The sequence below is a fragment of the Hoylesella buccalis ATCC 35310 genome (genome assembly GCF_025151385.1).
In the GTDB taxonomy this organism is placed as follows: Bacteria; Bacteroidota; Bacteroidia; order Bacteroidales; family Bacteroidaceae; genus Prevotella; species Prevotella buccalis.
Genome location: NZ_CP102287.1, coordinates 2,974,808 through 2,998,977 on the forward strand (window position 1 = coordinate 2,974,808; position 24,170 = coordinate 2,998,977).

Sequence of the window (24,170 nt, forward strand, 5' to 3'; positions counted from 1 at the left end):
CGTCGTCATCTCGATCAACATTCGCATCGTACACCGCCAGAGGCAGTATGCGATTGAATCTAACCGGGTGGCGCAACGAAGAAGTCAAGAGGAAAAACGATTCCTACCTCACTATCTTCATGGTCTTTTTACCTTGCTTGACAATGTAGAGGCCATGCATGGGCAGTTGGTTTACAGAGAAGGCTGCTGCTGGGAGTTGCAATAGCTTGTGACCCTGCAAGTCGTACACGCTGACAGGTGCTTCGGTATCACTTACCGTTGGTGCTTCAATGGCTGTTACCCAGTCGTAATTGGTGCGGTTGTCCTTGATAGTGAAGGTGCCATTGGCGATGTTAATCACCACACTGTTGGGTTTGCCATACTCTGATCTTACCACTTGCCAGTTGGCATCGCGATCATCCTTGAAACGTAGATAGACTTGATAATCGCCATCGGGTAGGTCTTTAGGAAGTCTAATGTTTTGCCACGAAATTGAGTACCACTGGCTGTCATCGGCTTGATAGTTTGTTGTCTTAAGGTTGCGTTGTTGTCCATTGCCTTCGATAACTAAAGCCAGTGTACCATTGACAGGAGTGCTGCTCACGTTCCAAACCTTCGCTTCACCCATTCTGATAGCTTGCTTTCTGAATTTCTCGATGGTGAGCTGGCTGCCATAATACAGGGTGAGGTGACTCTTCCACGCTCCTTGCTGCTCTGGTTGAATGCCAACAATCATGTCTTGGTAGTAGCTATAGTTACTGCGAGCAGGTGTCAGGATGCCGATGTCGAAGTCGCCGTCTTGATAACCTCCCCAGCCCCAGTTGACATGCACTTTGCCGTCTTTGTTGTAGCCGTCAATAACAAAGGCATGGCCATTTTTCCAGTTACTATCGTTGCCCGAATAGTAAATGGGGCGTTGCTCAGACAACTCCTTATACACCATGTCCATCCATTCTTGTTCAGAATAGTAGTTGCGGGTGTAGCGGTTCATGTTGGGATTGTAGCCGAAATTGTTGATCAATGCGTTTTGTGCTGACATGGTGTATGAGGAACTGAAGCCTGGTTTATAATCCATATTGACGGAGATGCCCACCTGTCGCATCAGCTCTGACACAGCTTTGGCCTCTTCGTCAGTGTATTTTCCTTTTTCATAGATAGGCAACATCTTGTCCCACTGATAAGGGGATGCGGAAAAGTCGGCGGAGAGTGTCTCACCATTCATCGAATAGCTGTTCGACCCTTTGCCCACCGTGGGATACTTGTAATAGCGCATAATCTGCGTCATGGTGATGGCTACGCATCCCACAAGATAAGGTTTGCCTTTATCATCCTTTTGCACATCGTTGTTGAAGGGGGCTTCTTGTTGCCATCTGGTTTTTATGAGTGGTTCTACATGGTCGGGTAGGGGTGCTGATGGTGCGATGGCGCCACTGTAGCCATGTCCACTGGCTATACGCGAGGCAATGGCTGCGTTGGCTGCCCGTAAGTACCATTGAAAGGAGGGATTGATGTTTGTGTCGGTGGTATATGGCTTGTTTGATACACCGACAACGGCTTCAATGGCGTCATCGTTGGCCAATACCACAAAACCCACATGGCGGTTGCCAATCACGGTTAAGTCTGACAGTTGCTGAAGCGTAGCCATACTGCCGGTGTTTGTGGCTCTCGTATCTTCGATAGTCGTAGATACTGAAAGTTCTCGAGCAGCAATGGCCTTGAGTTGTGCCATGGTGCGAGGCTTTGCCGATGACGAAAGACTAAGCAGCAAGCTAAGGAAAAAAGTAGTAAATAATCTGAATCTCATTATATACATATTTGTTACAGTTGATAGAAAAACCCAATGGGCATTGGCAAGAGTTCTCCCACCGCCCATTGGGTTGCAATTGATGACAACACAGTGTGTGTTATCTTTTTATTGTTCGTTCATTTTTTAGTCCAAAAGCGCAATCCATTCTGGATTCCCATTGTTGGTCCACCATCCCCAATCAGGCGAGTACCAGTGTAGCCACAACTCAAAGGTGTCATCATCTGGATAATATTTGCCACATTCGTCTTTGGTCAAAGCGTCAATGTCTGCCTTCTTCCAAAGTTTCTCGCTATCACTATATAAACCAACAATCCAAAAATCTTTCATGCCATCGTTGTTCCATTTCTGCGTATGGATGTACTGGGGTTTCATGTGAAGTATGTTTTCACTATCTTTCCAGAAAGTAATGGTTCCCATGTCGCTGTCAATCCATTCAGCCTTTGCATGTAGACCTTTGATGGTGTAAGTTCCCTTAGGAAATTCCATGACATCAATATTCTTAAACATCCATCCATAATACCAGCTGTCCCAATTGGCATGGTGCAGGATGTATCGGTTCACGGTGATATCAAGCTCGGTGTTACCATAATCGTAAGCTTGCGCATCATCCACCTTGATGTTTACTTTCTCAGTGCTTGCGGGTTGCATGTCAAAGTTGACGTTGATCTTCTTTGTTTTTTCCCCAGCTTTAAACTCCACACTTTGTGGCACTTTGAACTTGCTGTTGTTGGTTATTAAATGAATGGTCGCAGCTGCAGAACCGTCAGGACGTCCCACCGTCAACTCAAGTTTTTGTGGCTCGCTGTTTTCCAAGTCTAAGACTGTTTTTGCAGTGAGGATATATGCTTTTTGTGTGGCAACGCTACTATCAGCTGTGGCAGGCTCATACTCGTACTCCTCTACGCAAGAAGCGAGAAGTGCTACGCTCACAAACAGTAGAATAGCCTTCATGGTTTGATATGTCTTTTTCATAATTTCTAATGATATGATGTTACAATATTAATTACTTCACCCATGGCGTGTATTTGTTGGATGGGTCAGGGTTGTTCCATCCTACAAGCGCTTTATTGTTAATTTGCTCTTGGTCTACAAACACGATGTTCATCCACGCTGGACGACCGTCGGTATTGAATCTGCATCTCTCATAGAAGTTTGTGCCAGGATAGCCACGTTTAACAGAGTAGTTCAAACGCTTTACATCGAAGAATGTTTGTCCCTCGCCCCAAAGTTCCACACGTTTTTGGAAAACAATTTCCTCTACCAAAGCGTCTTTCGTGGATGCTGTGGCCGAATATTGCTTATCACGATAGTTGCGCATGAAGTCTTCTACGAGCTTCTTTCCTCTTGCCATATCCTGATGTGCGGCTGCCTCGGCTTCGATAAAATACATTTCCTCAACACGCATGAGTGGGTAAGCGGTAGACTCTCCAGTAATCATGTCATCAAATCGGCCTTCTCCCGGTCTCCATTTTAAGGAAGCGTATGTGGGAAGAATAGATTTAAACTTATTGTCAACATAGACGTTTTTAGCGGCCAAAGGTGAGTCGTCTGGAGCTTTCCACATCAGTTTTCTGAAGTCGGTATCACCGATTCTATCATAAACGCTCTTACCAATCATTTGCTTACATGGATTTTGGAGATATCCGTATGTAATTTCGTTGCTCTTCCATGACGTCCAATTCAGCCATCCGTCTTTAACCGCTTCATCATCCTTGGTGTATTGAACAGCCCACATCCATTTGTCAGCTTGGTTGAAACCCTTTGCTGGGTCTAGACAATCTTTTTCTGTCATAGGTTGCACGCTTGCTTTGTTGATAGCGTTTCGAGCCGCCTTTTCAGCATTGGCATAGTCGCCCATCCAAAGATAGAGGCGTGCCTCCAAACCATAGACAACAGCCAGATCAGGAAGTGTTTGTCCGCGGGTGCTCTTCAAATGAATGATGTTTTGCTCTGCATTTTTCAGGTCTTCAAGAATAAATGCAGTCATCTTTTCCTTTGTAGCACGAGGATTCACACGTGCGGAATCATTGCTCATGTTAGGTTTGATGATAGGAACGGTTAGCCCAGTAACGTCGTTCCCGTCTGCATTGATGTTGCTTGTCACCTTGTTTGGCAAGAACTCGAACATACGAGCGATATCCAAATACATCATGGCCCGGTTGGCTTGCGCCACGCCTAAATATCCTTTTTGCTCATCAGTAGCGTTTTTGGGGTCGATGGTTCCGATGATATTGTTCGTGTTCAATATATACTTGTAGGGATATTGCAACAGGAATTGCGTTGCGAGGCGGTCTTGACCGATGCCAGTACAGTTTGCCCACGGCCAAAACCAATCGAACTCATTGTCCACGGTGGCCAAATCTTCGGTCATGACGTCACGGATGTGCATCATGGCTCCCAACCCCCAACTGTATGAAATGTCCCATGACCACCATACAGCTTTGGCATAAGCAGGGATGGCGTTAACCATCGCCTCGGTTGCCGTGGGTGATTTGCCAACTTGGTCTTTTGTAGCTTGAGACGTAGGGAAGGTCTCATCTATACAGCTTGTGAGCAGCGAAGAACAGATAAACGTGCCCACAAATGCTTTTGTGATTATATTTGTTAGTTTCATCTTCTTATTTGTTTAAATTAGAATGTGATCGATATACCACCTGTAATGGTACGAATGGGTGAATAGTTCACATTGTTACCAGTACCGTCAATGCTTTGTCTTGGGTCCATGCCTTGGCGCTTTGACCACAGCCACACATTGTCAGCAACACCATAAATGCGTATCTTTTCCAAACCCCATGAAGTGGTTAACTTTGCTGGAAGTGTGTATCCCAGGGTGATGTTTTGCAGTGACAGACTTGATGCGTTCATCAAAAAGCGATCGCTGTAAGCTGTCGAGAACTCGTCATTGCTCTGGATGCGTGGAATGTTCGATTCGGTGTTTTCTGGCGACCAAGCATTTAACATGTCTACGTGGAAAGCGTATCCACGGCTGAGCGACATGGCGCTGGCATAGGTGCCATCGTAGTACTGACCGCCAATTTGATAAGCAAAGTCAATAGAGAAATCAAAGCCTTTGAAGTTAAAGGATGTTCCAAACCCACCATAACCATCTGGCAGTGAGGTGCCACAGAGATAATAGTCAGCCTCGCCTGTTGTCTTTACGGTGGTTAATTCTTTCACAACGGGTTGCCCCTTGCTGTCCAACACACGCTTGCCATTGGCATCGGTCTCGTAAACGTTCTTGTAATACAAGGCTTCACCCGTTTTATGGTCAACACCAGCATAGCGATACATACGGAATACGTTGAGGGGTTGATCCTCGCCATAGAAGTAACCACCAGACATATAACCTTCAACACCGTCTACTACAGCATTCTTGCTTTCTTTAGCCAGCTTGGTGATACGGTTTTTGTAAGTTGTAAAGTTCAGGTGTGCCGACCATGTGAAATCTTTGGTTCGGATGAGGTCTCCGTTGAGTTCTATCTCAACTCCGCTGTTGGCCATGTTACCAATGTTTTTGTAATAGCCAGTGTAACCTGTCGTTCCAGGAAGTGTGTACCATGCCAACATATCTGTTGTGGTACGGTAGAAGTATTCCAAAGAACCACTTAATCTGCTGCCGAAGAGCGTGAAATCAATACCGGTGTTGAAGTTTCCACCTTTCTCCCAAGTGATATCCTCGTTTCCTACCGTTGCTGGTGTAATGGCAACTTCACCGTTAGAATTCACAATGTTGTACATATAAGTATATCGGAAGTTACCGATTCGGTCGTTTCCTTGCTCTCCGTACGATGCTTTCAATTTTAATTCGTTAATCCAATTAGTCTTCATCCAAGACTCTTTGCTTACCAACCAGGCACCACCCAAAGACCAGAAGTTACCCCAACGATGGTCGGGATGGAAGCGAGAGGAGGCGTCGCGACGATAGGACATCGAACCAAAATAACGTTGGTCATAGTTGTACTGAACACGACCGAACCATCCTTCAGTGTTGTAGTCGCCCATAGAAGAACCCGTGTCAATAACCAAGATGGCTTGGTTCATCTCGCTACTTTCGTTTGAGAAGGTTTTTTGGCGTTCGCCAAATATGTTGTAACCACGTGAACGGTAATATTCATGTCCCAACATGGCCTCAACCTCATGTGCGCCATACTCGTGATGCCAGTTGAGCAATTGTTGGTAGTTGTAACTCCATGTTCTTTTGTGTGAACGTTGTACGGCACCCTTTTGGGCGGAATAGTGACCCAACCAAGGGTTGTGTGTAGTGATTCCTCTGTATTCATCCACGAAAACACTGTTGGTTGTGGTGAACTTGAAATCTTTGAGGAAGCGTATTTCAGCAGTACCAATCGCGCTGAACGAGTTGCCCTCTTCGCCGTTTTGATTCAGCAAGTTGTCTGAAAGACCGTTTGCGTTGGGCAAGAAAGCTCTTGGTATGCCTAATGTTTGGCCATCACCGTAGTCGTATGCGGGGATTCCTCCATTAGCGAAGGTCATGATATTGCCATTCTCATCACGAAGATAGAGCGGGTAGATAGGAGCGATGGTAGCCATGGCGAATACGTTATCAGGCGCACCACCGTTACCTCCGTCTCTCAACGAGTTGCTCTCGTAGTGCGAGTAACTGAAGTTTCCACCGAGCTTCAGCCAAGGTTTAATTTGATAATCTGCTTTCATACGTCCAGAGAAACGGGTGTAATCAGAGTTGGGAGAGATACCATCATATTTCAGATAGTTTGCCGAACCAAAGAAGGTTGATTTATCCGTACTGCCGTTTGCAGTTAAATTGTATTCCTGACGCATACTGTTCTTGTAGATTGCGTCAATCCAGTTGTCTGGATAAAGCATGTATTTGGTACCGTTAGGAGCCGTGATTACGTTGCCCAACGTAGCGTTAGGGTTCAACTTTCCGTTCTTACCAATCAAATATTCATTGGCGGGGACGTTATAAACATTATATCCTAAGCCAAAGCTGGTGTTCGAGGTTAAGTTCTCATTGGCAAATCTATAGGCTTCCAAAGGAGAGGATTCGCGTTTGTCAATGGCGTAGTTGTACAAGCCTTTGTACCACATTTCGTAATATGCGGCAGGGTGGTTGATATACTCATAGTCGGGCAGCATTCGGCTGTTTGAACCCCATTTGGCATCAAATGTGATGGAAGCATGGTCTTTGCGTCCGTTCTTGGTGGTGATAATAATCACACCGTTGGCACCACGTGCACCGTACAATGCAGCTGAGGCAGCGTCTTTCAGCACCGTTTCACTTTCGATATCGGCGGGGTTGAGAGAGTTCATGTCGCCGTCAAATGGCACACCGTCGAGAATAATTAATGGTGCGTTGCCCGAGTTGATGGAGCTGATACCCCTGATGCGGATAGCAGGAGAAGATCCACCAGGCTGTCCTGACTGTCTGGTCATCTGTACACCAGATACTTTTCCGCGCAATGCGTCTACAGGGTTGGTTACTTGTACCTTAGAAATTTCATCTTCTTTCAGTACGCCTGCCGAACCGGTAAAGGCTGATTTCTTGGCAGTACCATAGGCTACAACAATCACTTCGTCAATGCTTTTCTGCACTGGCTCCATCACTATTCGCATGTTGTTTTTGGCCGTAACGTCCAGCGGCTCCATGCCTACATAGGTAATGCGCAGTGTTCGTTTTCCTTGTGGCAAGGTTAGCTTAAACTTACCGTCAATGTCCGAGATAGCTCCTGTGCCAGAACCAACAACTTGGATGGTAGCTCCCACGACGGGTTGTCCATCCTCTTTTGAAATAATGGTTCCTGACACATCAGTTTGTGCAAATGCAGTTCCTATCATGAAGAGAAGGAACGACATCATCAAGAATAATCGTCTTTTCATATTTATAGAATTAGGTTAGTAATATAGTCTTGTTCACTCGTGCTGCGCACGTACCCGCATACTTACCCTTGTCAGTTGCCAATAGTGGTTTGCATTCGCACTTTTCAAGGGCTGGTGGCGGTTGGGTTGTAGATTGTAGTAGGTTGTTAACCGCTACAAATATATCAATTCTCGCCAAAGGAAACAAAAAAAAACAAGGAAAAAAATCACGCAACATGTGCCATGTTGTTTTCGGCAGTCGCGCAATTCATCAATGACAAGTGTCATATTTAGTCACCTTTATTTTTATTTGCTGCGCATTGGTGACGATTTGACATTCTTCTTCCTATTTTCAATGCAATGCGTAAAAACGTTTTTTTCAAAAAAAAGTTGTTGGATGATGTTCATCCTGTGCTTCAATGTGAGGCAACGATGGCAAAACATGCCCTTTTATGTGACATGATGTTGTGGGGAAGAAAATGTCTCGTCGCGTCGTCGCTCGCTCTGGGTGATTCCTCTCGTGTGGATGGTCAGCTCGATGTATGTGCGGGTGAAATGGCGGCCACGTCGAATGTTTTCAACAGAATCCATGGCCGATTCATCTTTATTTCCTATTTTTGCAAGGTACAATTAAATATATAAGGTATGGAAATCATAGCATTATTGGTGTTTATAGCTATTGCCCTCTTTGGTTGGGGGTGTGGCGTACTGCACGACAAATGGTTCAACTACTGCCCAACAGCCGATGAGGAGGACGCGTTTAACAGCGCCGCACACGCCTCGGATGGCGAGTTGAGCCTGAGGGATATTCTGAAGACCAACAGCATCAAAGGCTTTGAGGCCATCTAACGGTTTGCCTTTTTGGCAAGGTTGGTTTTCGCTGTTGTTCGTCTTTGTAATACATCGATAATAAATGCGTTAATTATTCGTTTTCAATAGCATTGACTTTGGGCGTTAAACTCAATGACTTTGAACCTCAAATTCAATGACTTTGGACGCTAAATTCTATGACTTTGTAAACGAAGGTGTCGCCTATTGGATTTCGTTAGGTAATGGGGTCCTTTAGAATAGGGTTTTCCCTACGGTTTTATCGGGAAAATCCCCGCTGCATGAAAGTTTTGTTTGCTATCTTTGTAGTGCTGGAAAACGGGCGTGACGATATTGTTCGGGTCATGCCATGGCGTTAAGCTGAGGTCTGTTGGGTATGCTTGACAGACGAAAATTCGGATTTATAAATACAAGAAACATGAGAAGAGGTTTGGTTACAGCTGTTTGTGCCACGGTGCTGTTGAGTAGCTGCGGCACTTATACGGGTAGCGGTGCTTATACGGGCAGCACCCTTGGATCCGTATTGGGAAGTGCTATTGGTGGCATTAGTAATGGTGCCCGCGGCAGTGATGTCGGCACGATTGTCGGTATGGCGGGTGGTGCCATCGTGGGTGGCGCCATTGGTGCGCAGGCCGACAAGAAGCGTCAAGCCGATCTGGAACAATATCAACGCGACAAGGAGGAACGCGCTTATCAGCGTAAGCAGCGCCGACAGCGACAAAATGAACAGTGCGACGACCGCAGCTCTAATTACGAGCAGCAGGGCAAAGCGAACAGCGGCTTCGATGAGACGAATAGTGGTGACGACCGTTTGTACGATTTTGAGGGCAGTGATTACACGGGTGATTACAGCGCACAGAAGCCCACCACCCATCTACCCGAGTCGTCAAGTGTGGAAAAATTGGCCAAGGGACTCAGTTATACCCCGGCCATCGAGATTCGTAACGCTCGCTTTGTAGACGACAATCAAGATAATGTTATTTCACGTGGTGAAATCTGTAAGGTGATTTTTGAAGTGTACAATCGTGGCACTCAGACGTTGTACGACATCCAACCAACGGTGGTAGAGATGTCGGGCAATAAGCATCTGTCTATTTCACCCAGTCTGCATGTGGAGAAAATTGAACCGGGTACAGGCATTCGGTACACGGCAGTGGTTCGCGCCAACAATAAGTTGAAAAAGGGAACGGCTAAGATTTGCGTGTCTGTCGTACAGGGAAACAAAGCCATCTCGAAGGTTTGCGAGTTTAATATTCCGACGAAGAAATAATAGATAGCCAGTCATCTATCGCACCATTGCTGCTCTCTTCCAGTTAGACAACATACTTAAATTAGCCCGATGCGGGCCAAGTAAATGCTGGGCAACAATTGTTGTTCGGCATTTTTAATGAGGGTAAGAAACCGCACTAACGGCCTCGTTTGTGATGAAAGTGATAGCCAACGCCCAACATGAGGTGATTGGGTGTTTTGAAGTCGTATAAGCTATAACCGATGTTGAGGAAAACAGAATGTGCTACATCAACTTTCAAGGCCAGTGTTTGATACCATCCTTTCAGTTCAGCATGTGCGTTGATGATGTTCTTTCCAATGCCCGCATCGATGGTGAAATAAGGCATCACAAACTCAGCTCTGGCAGAAAGCCCGAGAGACATTTGTCGGATGGCGGAGGGACTCACAACATGATCCAGGTCGTTGTGCGAACCGCCAATTTCCACAAGGTAATCTTCTATGTACAGGTTCGAGCTGCTGTCGTACACGCCATCCAGTGAAATGCCGGCATTAAACCAGTGATTCAGGTTGTAGAGCGGGGTGAAGTTGAAACCTATCACGCCGTATCTGTCTGGCAAAGCCACGGGATTGCCATCCAAATAGATGCCTTGTTTGCGCCAAGCACCATAAACCAGGAGGTCGTAACTGATGTGTTTGTTGAACGGCGGAATGACTCTCTTGGGAATTAGATTGTCATTTTTACGGTTTAGGTAATAGGCCAGACTGACACGTCCGCCAATGATGTTGAGCCCAGCATTGGGTATTGAGGTGTTACCATTGGAATAGTGGGAAAGCGAAATGCCTGCGTTTAAGTCCAGATGGTTGGAGAGTCGCCACCTCAGATAGAAGTCGGCGTCGATATAGGCGGTCACTTTCGATCCGATAACTTTATTCTGTGGGTTGGTTTCCTCATTATATGGGTGCCAGTTGAAGGTAAGCCCCAGGTTCCATTCATAATTGAGCGACAGGCTGGAGGTGAATCTCTTGATGGGCGCACCCTGAAAGATAAAAGCCGACAGCGGGTTCCCCAATTGTGGATTCAGGTTGTGGTAAGCCAAACCAATGCCTTGGTAAGCATCCTTGTACGTCTGTGCTTGCACACTGGTCTGTGGCGTCTGAAAGGCATATTTCAGGCGAGTGGTGAAGGCGTGGTTCATGGTTCGTCGCTCATCGTTAGCCCCTTTGAGGTACGGATTGGTGTGCAAAATGGTCGATGGAACAACGTCCCATTCCAGTCGGTGAATGGTATTCTGCTGCACTTGCAAGGTGTCAGCATTCTCTGCATGAACATTGTTGGCAAAAAGGGCAATCCATAGAATGCTCAATGAAAGCCTTGTACCTGTCTGAAAAATGAGTTTCATGATGCGATAATGATTACAGGAACAAAAGTAACGAAAATGATTGGTTGTGGCAATAGAATGGAATTAAAAATCAATCTGCCGTAGCCAATTCCGACATGAATGGAGGGTAGGGCGGTAGTAGCTTTGCTGATGGCTTTGTGTGGCGTGTTAAATAAAGCTAACTAAGAGCATAAATGACGAAAAATAGTTGGAGGATATGCTTTTTGATACGTATATTTGTGATATCAAAATAATATCAATAATCATCAAAATTATGGAAAACAAAGAGTTTACTTTTAAGGGAATGAAGGTCAACGGATTCGTCATGTTGTTCGTGTTTTTAGCCATTTTCGCCTTGGGCGTGTTCCTTATATCGGCTGGTGTCGACTCTTCGGATGGGCTCATCGGGGCAGGTGTGAGTCTTTGCGTCGCAGACTTGATCTTGTTGATGGGCTTTGTGCAGATAGAACCCAATGAAGCTCGGGTGATGATGTTCTTCGGAAAGTATCGTGGAACCTTCTCGGAAGTGGGCTTTTATTGGGTCAATCCTTTTATCAGTACAAAGAAATTGTCTCTTCGTGCCAGGAACTTAAACGCCGAACCCATCAAGGTTAACGATAAAATTGGCAACCCAGTGATGATTGGGTTGGTGCTGGTTTGGAAGCTGAAGGATACATATAAGGCGATGTTCGAAATCGATTCGCAGACCATGGCACAAGGTCTTGGCATCTCAGTGGGTAAGGATGTGAGCAGTATCATGCGGGCTTTCGAGAACTTTGTGATGATACAGAGTGAGGCTGCCCTACGACAAGTCGCTGGTCAGTATGCCTATGACAACAACGAGTCCAATCAAGAGGAACTGACCTTGCGTGATGGTGATGAGTCTATTAACAAGGAATTGGAAATGAAGTTGGCCGAAAGGTTGGAGATGGCCGGTATCGAAATCGTTGAGGCTCGCATCAATTATCTGGCTTATGCGCCCGAGATTGCAGCCGTGATGTTGCGCCGTCAGCAGGCATCTGCCGTCATTATGGCCCGCGAGAAGATTGTAGAAGGAGCGGTTTCGATGGTGAAAATGGCTATTGACAGGCTTTCCAGTGATGGCGTTATCGAACTTGATGACGACAAGAAGGCGGCGATGGTCAGCAATTTGATGGTGGTTCTCTGTGGTGATGATACGGCTCAACCTGTTGTCAACACGGGTACGTTGAACATGTAAGGGCGAATGGCAAAGAAAGAGAACAAGAATAAAAGTTTCATTCTGCGCATTGATTCAGACACAATGGATGCGGTTGAGAAATGGGCTGCCGACGAGTTTCGGTCTATCAACGGCCAACTGCAATGGATTATCAGTGAGGCTTTACGCAAGAATGGGCGATTAAAAAAACGAAAACTACAGGTGGTGGAGGAAGATAAGCTGGATGAAAACGCTGAAGAGCCTACCACCTAAGCATCTTATGTCTTTGCAGATGGATGAATGTTCTTACCTTCATTTTTAATCTGTAACATGGACAGGCTCACACGCAATGACTGATTCGAGAAAATAAACATGCCGAAGAAGGAAAACCCTCTTCGGCATGTTGGTTTAAATGCGCTTGTGTCGTATGCTTTACTTCTTCAGCTTCAGGTCGGTATTGGTACCTTCTCCTGCTTCTTCAAACTTGTCGGATACCAGACGCAGTGTCTGATCGTCCAACTGAAGGAAGGTCACTGAATCCATTTTTTCTGACTGTACGCGTACATAATTCTTGCCGTTGTTCTCAATCAGTCTGGCTATACCAGTGGTGCGAGCCATGGTTTGTGTACCCTTCGGGGTAACAGCAACCTGCTCGTAAGCAAACTCTTTGATGCTGTCTCCGTAGATTGAAAGGCTGTACTGGTATGTGCCATCAGCGGCAGGACCTTCACCTTCATAAACTAATGTGTCGGCTACAATCATTGTGTCGGCTGCCAAAGAATCTGTACCTTCTGCATTGGCTGCTTTCTTACCATTTTGCTGACACGCAGCGAACATAGCTGCAGCAGCGAACATAAATACTAACTTTTTCATATTTCAGTTTGTTTATAGAATGATACAAAGATAACTCTTTTTTTGCATTTATATTGCAGCTGCGTGTGGTAATATTTGTAAAAAACGAAAAGCCACCCAACCATACCGGCAAAAATGCGTATCTTTGCCGATGAAACTAAGCATAGGAGAGGCAAAAAATGGGAATCAACGTGGCTGATATCAAGGACAAGCGAATCGCTGTGCTGCTTTCGGGCGGTGTAGACAGCTCGGTTGTGGTATACGAATTGGCGCAAATGGGACTGCATCCCGATTGTTTTTATATCAAGATAGGCCCCGAGGAAACCGAAGAGTGGGACTGCTCGTCGGAAGAAGACTTGGAGATGGCCACCGCAGTGGCTGCGAAGTACGGTTGCAGGTTGCAGGTTGTTGATTGTCATAAGGAGTATTGGAGTGAGGTAACAAAGTACACCATGGAGAAAGTTAAGGCGGGTTACACGCCCAATCCCGACGTGATGTGCAACCGACTCATCAAGTTTGGCGCTTTCGATGCAAAGGTTGGCTATCAATATGACTTGATTGCGACGGGTCACTATGCGCAAACCGAGGTGATTGATGGTAAGAAGTGGCTCGTTACCAGTCCTGATCCCGTGAAAGATCAGACCGACTTTTTGGCTCAGATATACGACTGGCAGCTCAAAAAGGCCTTGTTTCCCATTGGTCATTATCAAAAGAATGAGGTGCGCGAGATTGCCGAACGCGAGCATCTTGTCAACGCCAAACGCAGAGACAGTCAGGGCATTTGTTTCCTGGGACAGATTGATTACAACGAATACCTGCGCCGCTATCTGGGCGAAAAGCATGGCGACGTGATAGAATTAGAAACGGGTAAGAAGATTGGCGAGCACCGCGGATTGTGGTTTCACACTATCGGTCAGCGTCATGGACTGGGCTTTGGAGGCGGTCCTTGGTTTGTGGTGAAGAAGGATGTTCAGACCAACGTGCTTTTTGTTAGTAGGGGATACGACCCCAAGACGGCCTACAAGTCGGACTTTAAGGTACACGATTTCCATTTCCTCACCGAGCCTTTGGATATGGAGCACATTACATTTAAAATCAGACATACGCCCGAATATCATCCGGCAACCATAGAGAAGACGGCTGAAGGCTGCTATACCGTTCATGCCGCACAGCCCATCCACGGCGTAGCACCCGGACAATTCTGCGTGGTATACGATGAACAGCACCATCGTTGCATCGGTTCTGCTGAGATTACCGTGTAGGGTAAAACGGCTTGTGGTTTTCCCTCGTTACACATGGCTTTTTGCTCTTCCGTTCCAATAACATTGACTTTGGAGGCCAATAGCAATGACTTTGGAGGCTAATTGCATTGACTTTGAAGGCCAATTGCATTGACTTTGGAGGGCTAAGTTAATGTTGTTGATTTTCATATAGTTAGACATCTTCTGTTGTTCGTTTTGAGTGAGGGGCGACACATGATGTAGGAATATTTCCATTAACTGGTCGATACGCTTTCTTCAGCATAACGACGTCATCGTTCTGATGAGCCAAACGAAAGCAAACAACCTTATTATTTTGGTAGATGATTGTGTAGATAAAGAGCTACGCCGATGCAAATTTTTATGAATTTTAATCAACAAAATAAAGAAAATTATAACATGTTAGTTGAAAAAATATACTGGTAGTTGTGTCGATTTGTAAGCTGTAAACAAGAAAAGTGAGGTTTTTGCTTGTTTCTTCTTTCTTTTATGTTAATTTTCCTACTTTTCCTATATTATTCTTGCGTTTCTTGTTAAATTGTACTAACTTTGCGATTCATTTTAGTAAATAATTATTTTTAACGCAAGAGAGAAATTATGGAGAAAAGACTTGGGATGGTTATGGTCGGCCTGTTCCTATGCATAGGGATGGTCTTTGCCCAAACCAAAATTACTGGAACCGTAATCTCCGGTGAAGACGGTGAACCCATCATTGGCGCGTCGGTGCTGATTAAAGGGACTACCGTTGGCGGAACGGTCACTGACATTGATGGTCACTTCACCTTGAACACAGCTGAAGGCACAACCATTGTGATCAGCTATGTGGGTATGGAGACCCAAACGCTGAAGGCGAAGAATGGAATGAAAGTGACGCTGAGACCCGATCAGAAGTTGGTCTTGGATGAAGTCGTTGTTACGGGTATGACCAGTACAGACAAAAGATTGTTTTCCGGAGCCGCTACGAAAATTGACGCCAAGGAGGCGAAGATTAGCGGTATGGCTGACATCAGCCGCTCGCTGGAGGGCCGTGCGGCCGGAGTCAGCGTGCAAAACGTATCAGGTACGTTTGGTACGGCGCCCAAGATTCGCGTGCGTGGTGCCACCTCTATTCACGGTAGCTCAAAGCCTTTGTGGGTGGTAGACGGCGTGATTATGGAGGACGTGGTGGATGTTTCGGCAGAAGATTTGTCATCGGGAGATGCCAATACGTTGATTTCATCGGCCATTGCCGGACTGAACTCAGACGATATTGAGAGCTTCCAGATATTGAAAGATGGTTCGGCTACATCTATTTATGGTGCACGTGCGATGGCTGGTGTCATCGTCATCACCACCAAGAAGGGTAAGGCTGGGCAGTCGCACATCAGTTATACCGGTGAATACACCATGCGACTTAGGCCAACTTACAGCACCTTCAACATCATGAACTCGCAAGACCAGATGTCTATTTACCGCGAGTTGGAGAAGAAGGGCTTCTTGAACTATGCTGAGACGGCCAATGCCATGAACAGTGGTGTGTATGGTAAGATGTACCAAATGCTGTCGGAATACAACAAGGAGACAGGTCAGTTTGCCCTGGCCAATACGGAGAAGGCAAAGAACGCCTATCTGCGCGCGGCCGAATTTAGAAACACCAACTGGTTTAAGGACCTGTTCTCAACAGCCATCATGCACAACCACTCGGTGAGTATCTCGGGCGGTACGGAGAAATCGCAATACTATGCTTCTCTCTCGGCCATGTTTGACCCAGGGTGGACCAAGCAGAGTAGGGTGCAACGATACACGGCTAACATCAATACCACTTACAACCTCAACAAGCATTTTGACATTAATTTGATTGGAAATGCCTCGTACCGTAAGCAACAGGCACCGGGTACGTTGAACTCGGACGTTGACTTGGTGACTGGTGAGGTGAAGCGCGACTTCGACATCAACCCATATTCTTATGCGTTGAACACCTCGCGTACGTTAGATCCAAACGAATATTACACTCGCAACTTCGCACCGTTCAACATCTTCCATGAGTTGGATAACAACTATATGGATTTGCATGTGTCCGATTTCCGTGTACAGGCCAGCATCGACTACAGGCCTATTCAGAAATTGAAGATAACCCTGTTGGGGTCGGCTAAGAGTTCTTCCACCTCTCAGGAGCATAACATTCTGGACGAATCGAACCAGGCTATGGCATACCGTGCCATGCCTACGGCCGCAATTCGTGACAGAAACCCCTTCTTGTACAAAGATCCAGACAATATCTATGCGCTTCCTATATCCGTGTTGCCTTACGGTGGTATCTACGAGCGTCGCGACAACAGGTTCTTTGGATGGGACACACGACTCTCAGCCAGCTACAATGACGTGTTCAACGATACGCATATCTTGAACGTCTACGGTGGTATGGAAACCAACTTGGTTGACCGTAAGTCTACGTGGTTCCGCGGTTGGGGTTTGCAGTACAGCCAAGGCGAGGTGCCACTGTATGCATACCAGGTTTTCAAAAAAGGTCAGGAAAACGGCTCTGATTATTTTACGATGGACAATACCCACATCCGCAGTGCGGCCTTCTTTGGTACGGGTACCTATTCTTATAAAGGACGTTATCAATTGACGGGTACCATTCGCTATGAGGGAACCAACTATCTAGGCAAGGCTACCAGTGCACGCTGGATGCCTACATGGAACCTTTCGAGTGCTTGGAACGCACATGAGGAAAGTTGGTACGAAGGCTTGTTTAAGGATGTGCTAACACACAGCACGTTCCGTGTGAGCTATTCGTTGACTGGTGACCGTCCTGCCATCACCAACGCTCTGCCTATCTTCCGCAGTTCCAACCCATGGCGACCCTTCACCAACGTGCAGGAACCGGGATTGGATCAGGTGTTGGGTAATCCAGAGTTGACCTATGAGAAAAAGCATGAGCTGAACTTTGGGTTCGATTTGGGCTTCCTGAAGAACCGCATCAACCTGAGTGCCGACTTCTACTGGCGTAACAACTACGACTTGATTGGTATTGCCAACACCGAGTTGTATGGCCCGCAGTATGCCAATGTGGCATCCATGAAGTCGAATGGTATGGAGTTTTCGCTCTCTACTACCAATATCAAGACGGAGGACTTTACTTGGAGTACCAACTTGATTTACTCACACTCGCACAACGAGATTACCGAACTCAATGCGCTGTCTCGCGTTATTGACATGGTGCAGGGAACAGGTTTTGCCAAGGAAGGCTATCCTGTGCGCTCGGTATTCTCAGTTCCATTCCGCGGGTTGAACCGCGAAGGATTGCCAACCTTCCTCGATCAAAATGGCAATGTCACTACAACGGGCATCTATTTCCAGGAACGTGATCCGGAAAAGGTGAAGTTCTTGAAATATGAAGGATCGGCTGAACCTACAGACGTGGGCTCGCTGGGCAACATCTTCAGGTACAAAAACTGGACGTTGAACGTGTTCTTGACCTATTCGTTTGGCAACGTTGTGCGTCTGGATCCGGTGTTCTCCAACGAATATGACGACCTCTCGTCTATGCCTAAGGAGTTCCGTAACCGCTGGGAAGTGTCTGGCGATGAGCGAAAAACCAGCATCCCCGTGATAGCAAGTGCGCAGCAGAATAGATTCGACAGAAACTTGTCTTATGCCTACAACGCATACAACTATTCGGATGCGCGTATCGCCAAGGGAGATTTCATTCGCATGAAGGAATTGTCTTTGGGCTATGATTTCCCAAACAGCGTACGCCAGTTCCTGAACGTAAACACGCTCTCACTGAAACTTCAGGCCACCAATCTCTTCTTGCTCTATGCAGACAGCAAGCTGAACGGGCAGGATCCTGAATTCTTTAATACAGGTGGTGTGGCCGTTCCGGTACCAAAGCAGTTCACACTCACACTTAGATTAGGACTCTAAAATACAGCAAAGATGAAAACAATAAAAATAACATATACAGCATTGGCCTTGACATTCTCGGCCCTGACATTGTCTTCGTGCGGCGAGTATCTGGACACTTTGCCAGATAACCGTACGACCATTGATACCGAGAAGAAGGTGGCCAATCTATTGGTGTCTGCTTATCCTCATTCCTCTAATCTGTTGATTAACGAAACGATGTCGGATAATGCTGATTATTATGGCGACAAAAATCCAAACGGTGACCGCTTTGGTGACCAGGTTTACTTCTGGCAAGACGTGACAGAGAGTGATAATGAGTCGCCCATGAGATTTTGGCTATCTTGTTATGATGCCATCGCAAGCGCAAACCAAGCACTGGCATCCATTGAAGAGATGGGTGGTGCCATGACAGAGGCACTGCAGACCTCCAAAGCTGAGGCATTACTTTGCCGGGCATACGCACACTTCTTGCTCGTTAATGAATTCTGCATGAACTACAGTGAGGGCAGTAAGGCTTTGGGTATACATTACTCTGACAAGGTGGAAAACATCACTGAGAAACACAATCGTGGTACCGTTGCTGAGGTCTATGCGCGTATCGAGCAAGACTTGAAAGAGGCACTTCCCATCGTGACGGACAACTACACCGTGCCTAAGTACCACTTCAACAAGCGGGCGGCATACGCCTTCGCTACCCGTTTCTATCTTTATTATGAGAAATGGAACGAGGCTGTGAAGTATGCTGACATGTGTTTGGGCAGCAATGCGGCAGCAACTCTTCGTGACTGGAAAGCCATGAGCGAAATGACCTCTGACTTCGATGCCATCTCACAGCATTATGTTGCAGCAGATGTCGCTGCCAACCTGATGATAAGTACGCATGTTTCTCAGCTGGGTGTATTCTTTGGTCCGTATACATATTTTAAGCGTTACGCACATGGCTCATATATTTCCAACAACGAAGACTTCGAGGCAACTAATGTTTGGGGCAGAGGTGGATTCTATTATAAACCGTTTTCACGCAGAGGTAACAACTTTGATGTAGTGCAAATATGGAAGTTGCCTTACCTGTTCGAAATTGATGACCCTGTTGCGAGGACCGGTTTTCCCCATACGGTGAACGTGGTTTTCACTACGGATGAAGTGCTGCTGAACCGTGCAGAGGCTTACATCATGCTAAAACAATACGATAAGGCTGCGGCCGACCTTGACATGTGGATGCATAATATTGTGAAAACTGATGTGACGTTGACACCAGAAAAGATACAGAATTTCTATAAATCTGTTCCCTATTCATACGATGATGCTTCGAAGATGGTGTCAACTGTGAAGAAACATCTGCATCCGGCATTCGCCATTGACGCAGAAGGATCCGTGCAGGAAACGATGTTGCAGTGTGTATTGGGTTTCCGTCGTATGGAAACTCTTCATCAGGGATTGCGCTGGTTTGACGTGAAGCGTTATGGTATTGAAATCGTTCGCCGAACCATGGGCGCTGACGGAAAGCCAGCAACGTTGACGGATGTGTTGAAGAAGGATGATAATCGCCGTGCCGTCCAGATACCATTGGATATTCGTCAGGCCGGTGTTGAGGCTAATCCACGTTAATTTAATCAATAAAAACGAATATGTATATGAAAAAATATATAGTATGCGCATCGCTTTGCCTGGTATGCTTAGGGTTTGGATCATGTTCAGAGGACAAGCTCGAGGCAGAAAGTGTTATCGTTGACTCAAATGTAAAGCAAACCGACTTCGACAAGTGGATCAAGGCAAATTTAACAGATCCCTACAACATCCAGTTCGTGTACCGGTACGATCATAATGAAACGGACATGAACTATTACAATGTGCCTGCCGACTATGAGCAAGCTGTGAAACTGGCACACATCGTGAAGTATGCCAGTATTGAGGCATATGACCAAGTGGCAGGAGTGGATTTCACCAGAACATACTTCCCCAAGTTGTTCTATGCAACAGGTGAGTTCCAGTATCGTAACAACGGTACGATGATTTTGGGTACAGCAGAAGGCGGAAAGAAAATATTCTTGGCTGGTACAAATCATTTGAATAAACTTTCTACAACGGTTGAAAGTTTGAACACGTATTATCTGCGTACCATCCATCATGAGTTCACGCACATTTTGAATCAGACGAAGAACTACACAGCTGAGTACCAGAAAGTGAACGGAAGTCTGTATATCGGCGACGCGTGGAGCTCACCCGAAGGACAGACAGGCTATCTACAGCGCGGCTTCATCTCTGCCTATTCGCAGATGGAGGCTCGTGAAGACTTTGCCGAGATGTTGTCTATGTACATCACGAATACACCTGAGCAGTGGGCGAAGTGGATGGCAGAGGCAGGAGCAAAAGATCCTGAGACCAAAGTGGAAGCACCAGGTGCTGGACACATTGCCAAGAAATTAGAGATGGTAAGGGTTTACATGCGTGACGAATTTAACATTGATATCGATGTGCTTCGCGATGAGATTTTGCGTCGTGAGGGTGATGTCATCAATGGATATGTGAACTTGACCGATTTGAAAATAGATAAGTAAAGGAGACCATCATGATGAAAACAAATAAGATATTGACAGGCTTGACCTTGATGCTTTCGGCACTGCTGTTCCAGTCGTGCTTGAAAGATCAGGAGGATGTGTTTGACGAGTCTTCAGCCGCTCGTATGGAAAACTACCTGAATGAGGCACAGCGTGTATTGATGAGTTCGGAGAATGGCTGGGTACTTGAATATTATCCTGAGACACATCGCAAGTATGGCGGCTTCACTTATACATTGAAGTTTACTAAGGATGAGGCGGAAGTGAGATCCGAGATTAATCCAGATGCGAAGGAAACTTGCCTCTATGCCATGAAGACAAACAATGGGCCGGAGTTGTCTTTTGATACCTACAGTCCGATGATGCACTTCTTCGCAACGCCTTCGTCTGAATTGAATGAAGCCTATGGCGGTGACTTTGAGTTTGTCATCGACAGCATTGGGCAGGATGCCATCAAGTTCCATGGCAAGCGATCGCAGAATGTGATGTACATGCGTCGCCTGAAAGAGAGTGCCGCAGCCTACCAGAAGAAAGTGGTAGACGTGGGTGATAATTTTAACCTTATTGGCTCTGATGGCACTATCGGCGGCAAGAAGGCTCATTTTGAATATGATGTTGTTGCCCGCCAGCTTACCATCATAACGGATACTGACACCCTTGAAACGGCCTACAACTATACCGAAAATGGGTTGCGGCTGTACGAACCACTAATGGTTAATGGCGTATCTGTTTCTGAGTTGACTTACTCTAAGGAAAAACTCTCATTGGCTGCTGACAAGGTAGATTTGGCCAAGGGCTGGCAGAATCCGCAGACAGTCGTTGATGAGATTAAGAGCATTGGTTCGGATGATGAGGCCTTCAGCAGAACCTATCGCAACATTGACAACCTGGGAGAGTTCAAATTTGTAACGGGTGCCGACTGGGTAAACGTGACGACCAACGGAAACGACCTGACTGTTAGTATGACTCCAAATACCACAGGTGACGTTCGCTCAGCCGAAGTCTTTGTTGTGAATGGGAATTACCATTCATCGTTCGTAGTGACACAATGTGAGGTTGGCGATGTGACAGGCAACTATGCATTCATTTATAAGGACAATAAAGGAAACGAAAAAGTGACAAAGGCATCGCTCTCTGCATCCGGCAAGGGAATGAAGTTTGCTTTCATGGACCCAGAGGACAAAAAGACTTACAGCATTCCTGTGGCCTTTGACCAGGCTACTGGTTCGTTGAGAATACAAGGAGGAAACCTGGGCAAGTTCAACTCTACCTATTATATGATAGGTGTTCTCTTGTTTGGTGGAGGAAGTCAGGGGACATGGGACCCTAGGGCCTATATGTCAGCACCGTTCCAGCATGACGAGAAGAATGGTACCTATGCCATCTTCGGAGGAAAGGTTAACGATTATCCCATTGAAGGACTGCTACTCTTTGCTTCTGAGATTGAGACACCAAAGTCTTTGTCAGATATGGCTGGCTTCCTATTCTGGTTCGAGTCGCCTATCATTGTTAAGTTGAAAAACAAGGATCAGCCTGCCAAGAGTTTCTATGGTCTGGAAGAAAGAATGCCTCAGGTAAAGCGTTCTTCCATACCAGCATCTATCAAAATGATTGAAAAATAAATCAAGCAACATGAAGAAAATATATAGTTTCCTGCTACTTGCGGCCTTTACATTGGCTTTTAGTGCATGTAGCGACGATCAAGATCAAGTTGGCAGCGAGTATTCCCGCGCGTCTACTGTCAAGGTAACCAGCTCTAACCTTGTGTTTTCTGCAGCTGCCGGTACTGGTACGCTAGTGTTTGAAGCACCTTCAACAGCAACGGTGTCTGTTGATGCCCAATGGGCTTCGGCAGTTGTCAACGGCAACAAGGTTGATGTGAGCGTTAAGAAAAATCCTAAGTTGGAAGGGCGTTCGGCACTATTAACTATCAAATGTGGTGGTGATTCCACGCAGGTTACCGTTCAACAACGTGGAATGATGTTCAAATACGGTGGTAAAACATCTCAATTTATCTATAACGATGCAGCCAGAACCATTAGCATCCCAGTGAAGAACGAAGGGTCTAACCTCTCCATCAAGGGGCTTGATTGGGCTGAGGCAAGCATCAATGATGAGGCCATCAGTATCAAACTGTCTGAGAACAAGACGGGACATATCCGGTCTGGCCTCATCAAGTACACCACAGGACCTTATACAGACTCTATCTATGTGTGTCAGGGAGAGAAGAAAGACATCGTTAACAAGACTTACTATCTTGGTGGTTACGATTTGTCTAAGGTTACAGAGAACACGAAGAGTATCGATGAAGTATTCTCTGTTGTGAAGGTGATGGTGGCTGAAGTGAAAGGGCAGTTGCTGATTTATTTCCCTGATACCAACTGGATTTTACCGATGAAGCTCGATGAAGGTTCGTTGAGTTTCGATATTAACGCAGGTGAACGCATGGGTATGTATTACAATTACTACCATGTTTTCTCAGGTGTAGTTGATTATGCGTACCTGGCCTCCTTCGAGAAGAACGAGATAAGTTTTGCGTTTGCAAGCGCAGAGTCAAAGTTGAGTATCTCTGGATACTTTGACTATAGTGAAAAACAAAACGCAACAATCGCTTTTATGGGTGACAACAAATTTAATGATGCCCTTATTAAGCAGTTGACGAAGGATCCGACGGCCGAGTACGATGCCAATGCATTGGGCTTCTTTATCTTCAATTCCAATAAGGTAACGAAGAAAAGTTACCAGGGCGTGGCATCTCTCTTTTATAAGCCTTTCATGTTGGAGATTACTCCAAAGTCAGCCAAGGGTACCATTCTCGAATTTGGCAAGTCTGCCAATCAAGACGAAGTATCTAAGCAGGCTGTTCTCGAAAAAGTGAGAAAGCAGCTTCATAAGCATCCACTTTCTGGTAAACTTCCATCAGAAATTGGTAAGGTATTGAGGTAGTCGTTGAGTAAGACGTATATTGAAAGCCTGGCTTGAGTTTGTTCAAGCTAGGCTTTTTGCTTGGATTACATCCGTAAACGCCCTTGAATCCGTCCATAGATTGGCTATCTGTGTTTCTGTTATTGCACCAGCGTTCTGCTCCAAGGGTCACTATGCGCAGCGTGGAGAAATGTTCCGAAGATTTACACGACTGTTAATTTATTTCAAAATTTACAAGTTGTGAAATAGAAAAAATAGGACGCCTGTTAGCTTGTTATGAAGCGTTGAAAAGCAAAAAACAAGTAAAAAATGAGGTCATTGTATGCTTTTTAGTGTGCTGTTTGTATGATTTGTCCTCCATATTTACATGCAATAGCATCCTAAAAGCATTGAGTTTGAGGGCCAAACTGCATGCTTTTGAGGAAGAAAAGCAATACTATTGAGAAG

At 45.9% G+C, this 24,170-nt stretch carries 17 protein-coding genes; 10 read left to right on the forward strand and 7 right to left on the reverse strand.

Annotation, left to right across the window (positions count from 1 at the left end):
* Positions 1-103: 103 nt before the first annotated feature.
* The 5 genes from NQ518_RS12285 to NQ518_RS12305 form a co-directional block, all read right to left on the reverse strand.
* Positions 104-1,783: a C10 family peptidase gene (locus NQ518_RS12285; protein WP_227961657.1), complete on the reverse strand. Its 1,680-nt coding sequence runs from the start codon at positions 1,781-1,783 to the stop codon at positions 104-106.
* A 126-nt stretch (positions 1,784-1,909) separates the two neighbouring features.
* Positions 1,910-2,758, reverse strand: coding sequence for a hypothetical protein (locus NQ518_RS12290; RefSeq protein ID WP_004350221.1), 849 nt, complete (start codon positions 2,756-2,758; stop codon positions 1,910-1,912).
* Positions 2,759-2,789: 31 nt separating this feature from the next.
* Positions 2,790-4,400 (reverse strand): RagB/SusD family nutrient uptake outer membrane protein, encoded by a 1,611-nt coding sequence (locus NQ518_RS12295; protein ID WP_227961656.1) that lies wholly within the window; start codon positions 4,398-4,400, stop codon positions 2,790-2,792.
* Between the two features lie 17 nt (positions 4,401-4,417).
* Positions 4,418-7,645: a SusC/RagA family TonB-linked outer membrane protein gene (locus tag NQ518_RS12300; protein WP_227961655.1), complete on the reverse strand. Its 3,228-nt coding sequence runs from the start codon at positions 7,643-7,645 to the stop codon at positions 4,418-4,420.
* A gap of 429 nt (positions 7,646-8,074) precedes the next feature.
* Entirely contained in the window at positions 8,075-8,215 is a 141-nt protein-coding gene (locus NQ518_RS12305; protein ID WP_227961654.1) for a hypothetical protein, read from the reverse strand.
* Between the two features lie 54 nt (positions 8,216-8,269).
* Between NQ518_RS12305 and NQ518_RS12310 the strand changes: the two genes are divergently transcribed.
* Both NQ518_RS12310 and NQ518_RS12315 read left to right on the forward strand, forming a co-directional pair.
* Positions 8,270-8,473: a hypothetical protein gene (locus tag NQ518_RS12310; protein WP_227961653.1), complete on the forward strand. Its 204-nt coding sequence runs from the start codon at positions 8,270-8,272 to the stop codon at positions 8,471-8,473.
* A gap of 397 nt (positions 8,474-8,870) precedes the next feature.
* Positions 8,871-9,722 carry a glycine zipper domain-containing protein gene (locus tag NQ518_RS12315; RefSeq protein WP_227961652.1) on the forward strand — a complete coding sequence of 284 codons (852 nt, stop codon included), beginning with the start codon at positions 8,871-8,873 and terminating at the stop codon, positions 9,720-9,722.
* Positions 9,723-9,858: 136 nt separating this feature from the next.
* Here the strand turns inward: NQ518_RS12315 and NQ518_RS12320 are convergent, their stop codons facing one another.
* Positions 9,859-11,082 carry an acyloxyacyl hydrolase gene (locus tag NQ518_RS12320; protein WP_227961651.1) on the reverse strand — a complete coding sequence of 408 codons (1,224 nt, stop codon included), beginning with the start codon at positions 11,080-11,082 and terminating at the stop codon, positions 9,859-9,861.
* A 253-nt stretch (positions 11,083-11,335) separates the two neighbouring features.
* On the opposite strand from NQ518_RS12320, the gene NQ518_RS12325 reads away from it, so the two are divergent.
* Positions 11,336-12,280 (forward strand): SPFH domain-containing protein, encoded by a 945-nt coding sequence (locus NQ518_RS12325; RefSeq protein ID WP_227961649.1) that lies wholly within the window; start codon positions 11,336-11,338, stop codon positions 12,278-12,280.
* A gap of 6 nt (positions 12,281-12,286) precedes the next feature.
* On the forward strand, positions 12,287-12,511 hold the full coding sequence (locus NQ518_RS12330) for a type II toxin-antitoxin system antitoxin (protein WP_227961647.1): 225 nt from the start codon (positions 12,287-12,289) through the stop codon (positions 12,509-12,511).
* A 159-nt stretch (positions 12,512-12,670) separates the two neighbouring features.
* Here NQ518_RS12330 and NQ518_RS12335 read toward each other — a convergent pair whose 3' ends face one another.
* Positions 12,671-13,111: a hypothetical protein gene (locus NQ518_RS12335; protein ID WP_227961645.1), complete on the reverse strand. Its 441-nt coding sequence runs from the start codon at positions 13,109-13,111 to the stop codon at positions 12,671-12,673.
* A 158-nt stretch (positions 13,112-13,269) separates the two neighbouring features.
* On the opposite strand from NQ518_RS12335, the gene mnmA reads away from it, so the two are divergent.
* The 6 genes from mnmA to NQ518_RS12365 all read left to right on the forward strand — a co-directional run bounded on the left by mnmA (position 13,270) and on the right by NQ518_RS12365 (position 23,744).
* Complete coding sequence (gene mnmA, locus NQ518_RS12340; protein ID WP_227961643.1) at positions 13,270-14,352, forward strand: tRNA 2-thiouridine(34) synthase MnmA; 1,083 nt, start codon at positions 13,270-13,272, stop codon at positions 14,350-14,352.
* 594 nt (positions 14,353-14,946) lie between these two features.
* Positions 14,947-18,258 (forward strand): SusC/RagA family TonB-linked outer membrane protein, encoded by a 3,312-nt coding sequence (locus NQ518_RS12345; RefSeq protein ID WP_227961640.1) that lies wholly within the window; start codon positions 14,947-14,949, stop codon positions 18,256-18,258.
* Positions 18,259-18,270: 12 nt separating this feature from the next.
* Positions 18,271-19,848, forward strand: coding sequence for a RagB/SusD family nutrient uptake outer membrane protein (locus NQ518_RS12350; protein ID WP_227205517.1), 1,578 nt, complete (start codon positions 18,271-18,273; stop codon positions 19,846-19,848).
* 26 nt (positions 19,849-19,874) lie between these two features.
* On the forward strand, positions 19,875-20,798 hold the full coding sequence (locus NQ518_RS12355; protein WP_040562665.1) for a zinc-binding metallopeptidase: 924 nt from the start codon (positions 19,875-19,877) through the stop codon (positions 20,796-20,798).
* A gap of 11 nt (positions 20,799-20,809) precedes the next feature.
* Positions 20,810-22,420: a DUF4302 domain-containing protein gene (locus tag NQ518_RS12360; protein WP_227205519.1), complete on the forward strand. Its 1,611-nt coding sequence runs from the start codon at positions 20,810-20,812 to the stop codon at positions 22,418-22,420.
* A gap of 10 nt (positions 22,421-22,430) precedes the next feature.
* Complete coding sequence (locus NQ518_RS12365) at positions 22,431-23,744, forward strand: BACON domain-containing protein (protein ID WP_227205522.1); 1,314 nt, start codon at positions 22,431-22,433, stop codon at positions 23,742-23,744.
* The last annotated feature ends 426 nt before the right edge of the window (positions 23,745-24,170 follow it).

Excerpts from the sequence above, each read along its gene's own strand:
- NQ518_RS12285 (WP_227961657.1), bottom strand. The coding sequence starts at position 1,783 with ATGAGATTCAGATTATTTACTACTTTTTTCCTTAGCTTGCTGCTTAGT.
- NQ518_RS12290 (WP_004350221.1), bottom strand. The coding sequence starts at position 2,758 with ATGAAAAAGACATATCAAACCATGAAGGCTATTCTACTGTTTGTGAGC.
- NQ518_RS12295 (WP_227961656.1), bottom strand. The coding sequence starts at position 4,400 with ATGAAACTAACAAATATAATCACAAAAGCATTTGTGGGCACGTTTATC.
- NQ518_RS12300 (WP_227961655.1), bottom strand. The coding sequence starts at position 7,645 with ATGAAAAGACGATTATTCTTGATGATGTCGTTCCTTCTCTTCATGATA.
- NQ518_RS12305 (WP_227961654.1), bottom strand. The coding sequence starts at position 8,215 with ATGGATTCTGTTGAAAACATTCGACGTGGCCGCCATTTCACCCGCACA.
- NQ518_RS12310 (WP_227961653.1), top strand. The coding sequence starts at position 8,270 with ATGGAAATCATAGCATTATTGGTGTTTATAGCTATTGCCCTCTTTGGT.
- NQ518_RS12315 (WP_227961652.1), top strand. The coding sequence starts at position 8,871 with ATGAGAAGAGGTTTGGTTACAGCTGTTTGTGCCACGGTGCTGTTGAGT.
- NQ518_RS12320 (WP_227961651.1), bottom strand. The coding sequence starts at position 11,082 with ATGAAACTCATTTTTCAGACAGGTACAAGGCTTTCATTGAGCATTCTA.
- NQ518_RS12325 (WP_227961649.1), top strand. The coding sequence starts at position 11,336 with ATGGAAAACAAAGAGTTTACTTTTAAGGGAATGAAGGTCAACGGATTC.
- NQ518_RS12330 (WP_227961647.1), top strand. The coding sequence starts at position 12,287 with ATGGCAAAGAAAGAGAACAAGAATAAAAGTTTCATTCTGCGCATTGAT.
- NQ518_RS12335 (WP_227961645.1), bottom strand. The coding sequence starts at position 13,111 with ATGAAAAAGTTAGTATTTATGTTCGCTGCTGCAGCTATGTTCGCTGCG.
- mnmA (WP_227961643.1), top strand. The coding sequence starts at position 13,270 with ATGGGAATCAACGTGGCTGATATCAAGGACAAGCGAATCGCTGTGCTG.
- NQ518_RS12345 (WP_227961640.1), top strand. The coding sequence starts at position 14,947 with ATGGAGAAAAGACTTGGGATGGTTATGGTCGGCCTGTTCCTATGCATA.
- NQ518_RS12350 (WP_227205517.1), top strand. The coding sequence starts at position 18,271 with ATGAAAACAATAAAAATAACATATACAGCATTGGCCTTGACATTCTCG.
- NQ518_RS12355 (WP_040562665.1), top strand. The coding sequence starts at position 19,875 with ATGAAAAAATATATAGTATGCGCATCGCTTTGCCTGGTATGCTTAGGG.
- NQ518_RS12360 (WP_227205519.1), top strand. The coding sequence starts at position 20,810 with ATGATGAAAACAAATAAGATATTGACAGGCTTGACCTTGATGCTTTCG.
- NQ518_RS12365 (WP_227205522.1), top strand. The coding sequence starts at position 22,431 with ATGAAGAAAATATATAGTTTCCTGCTACTTGCGGCCTTTACATTGGCT.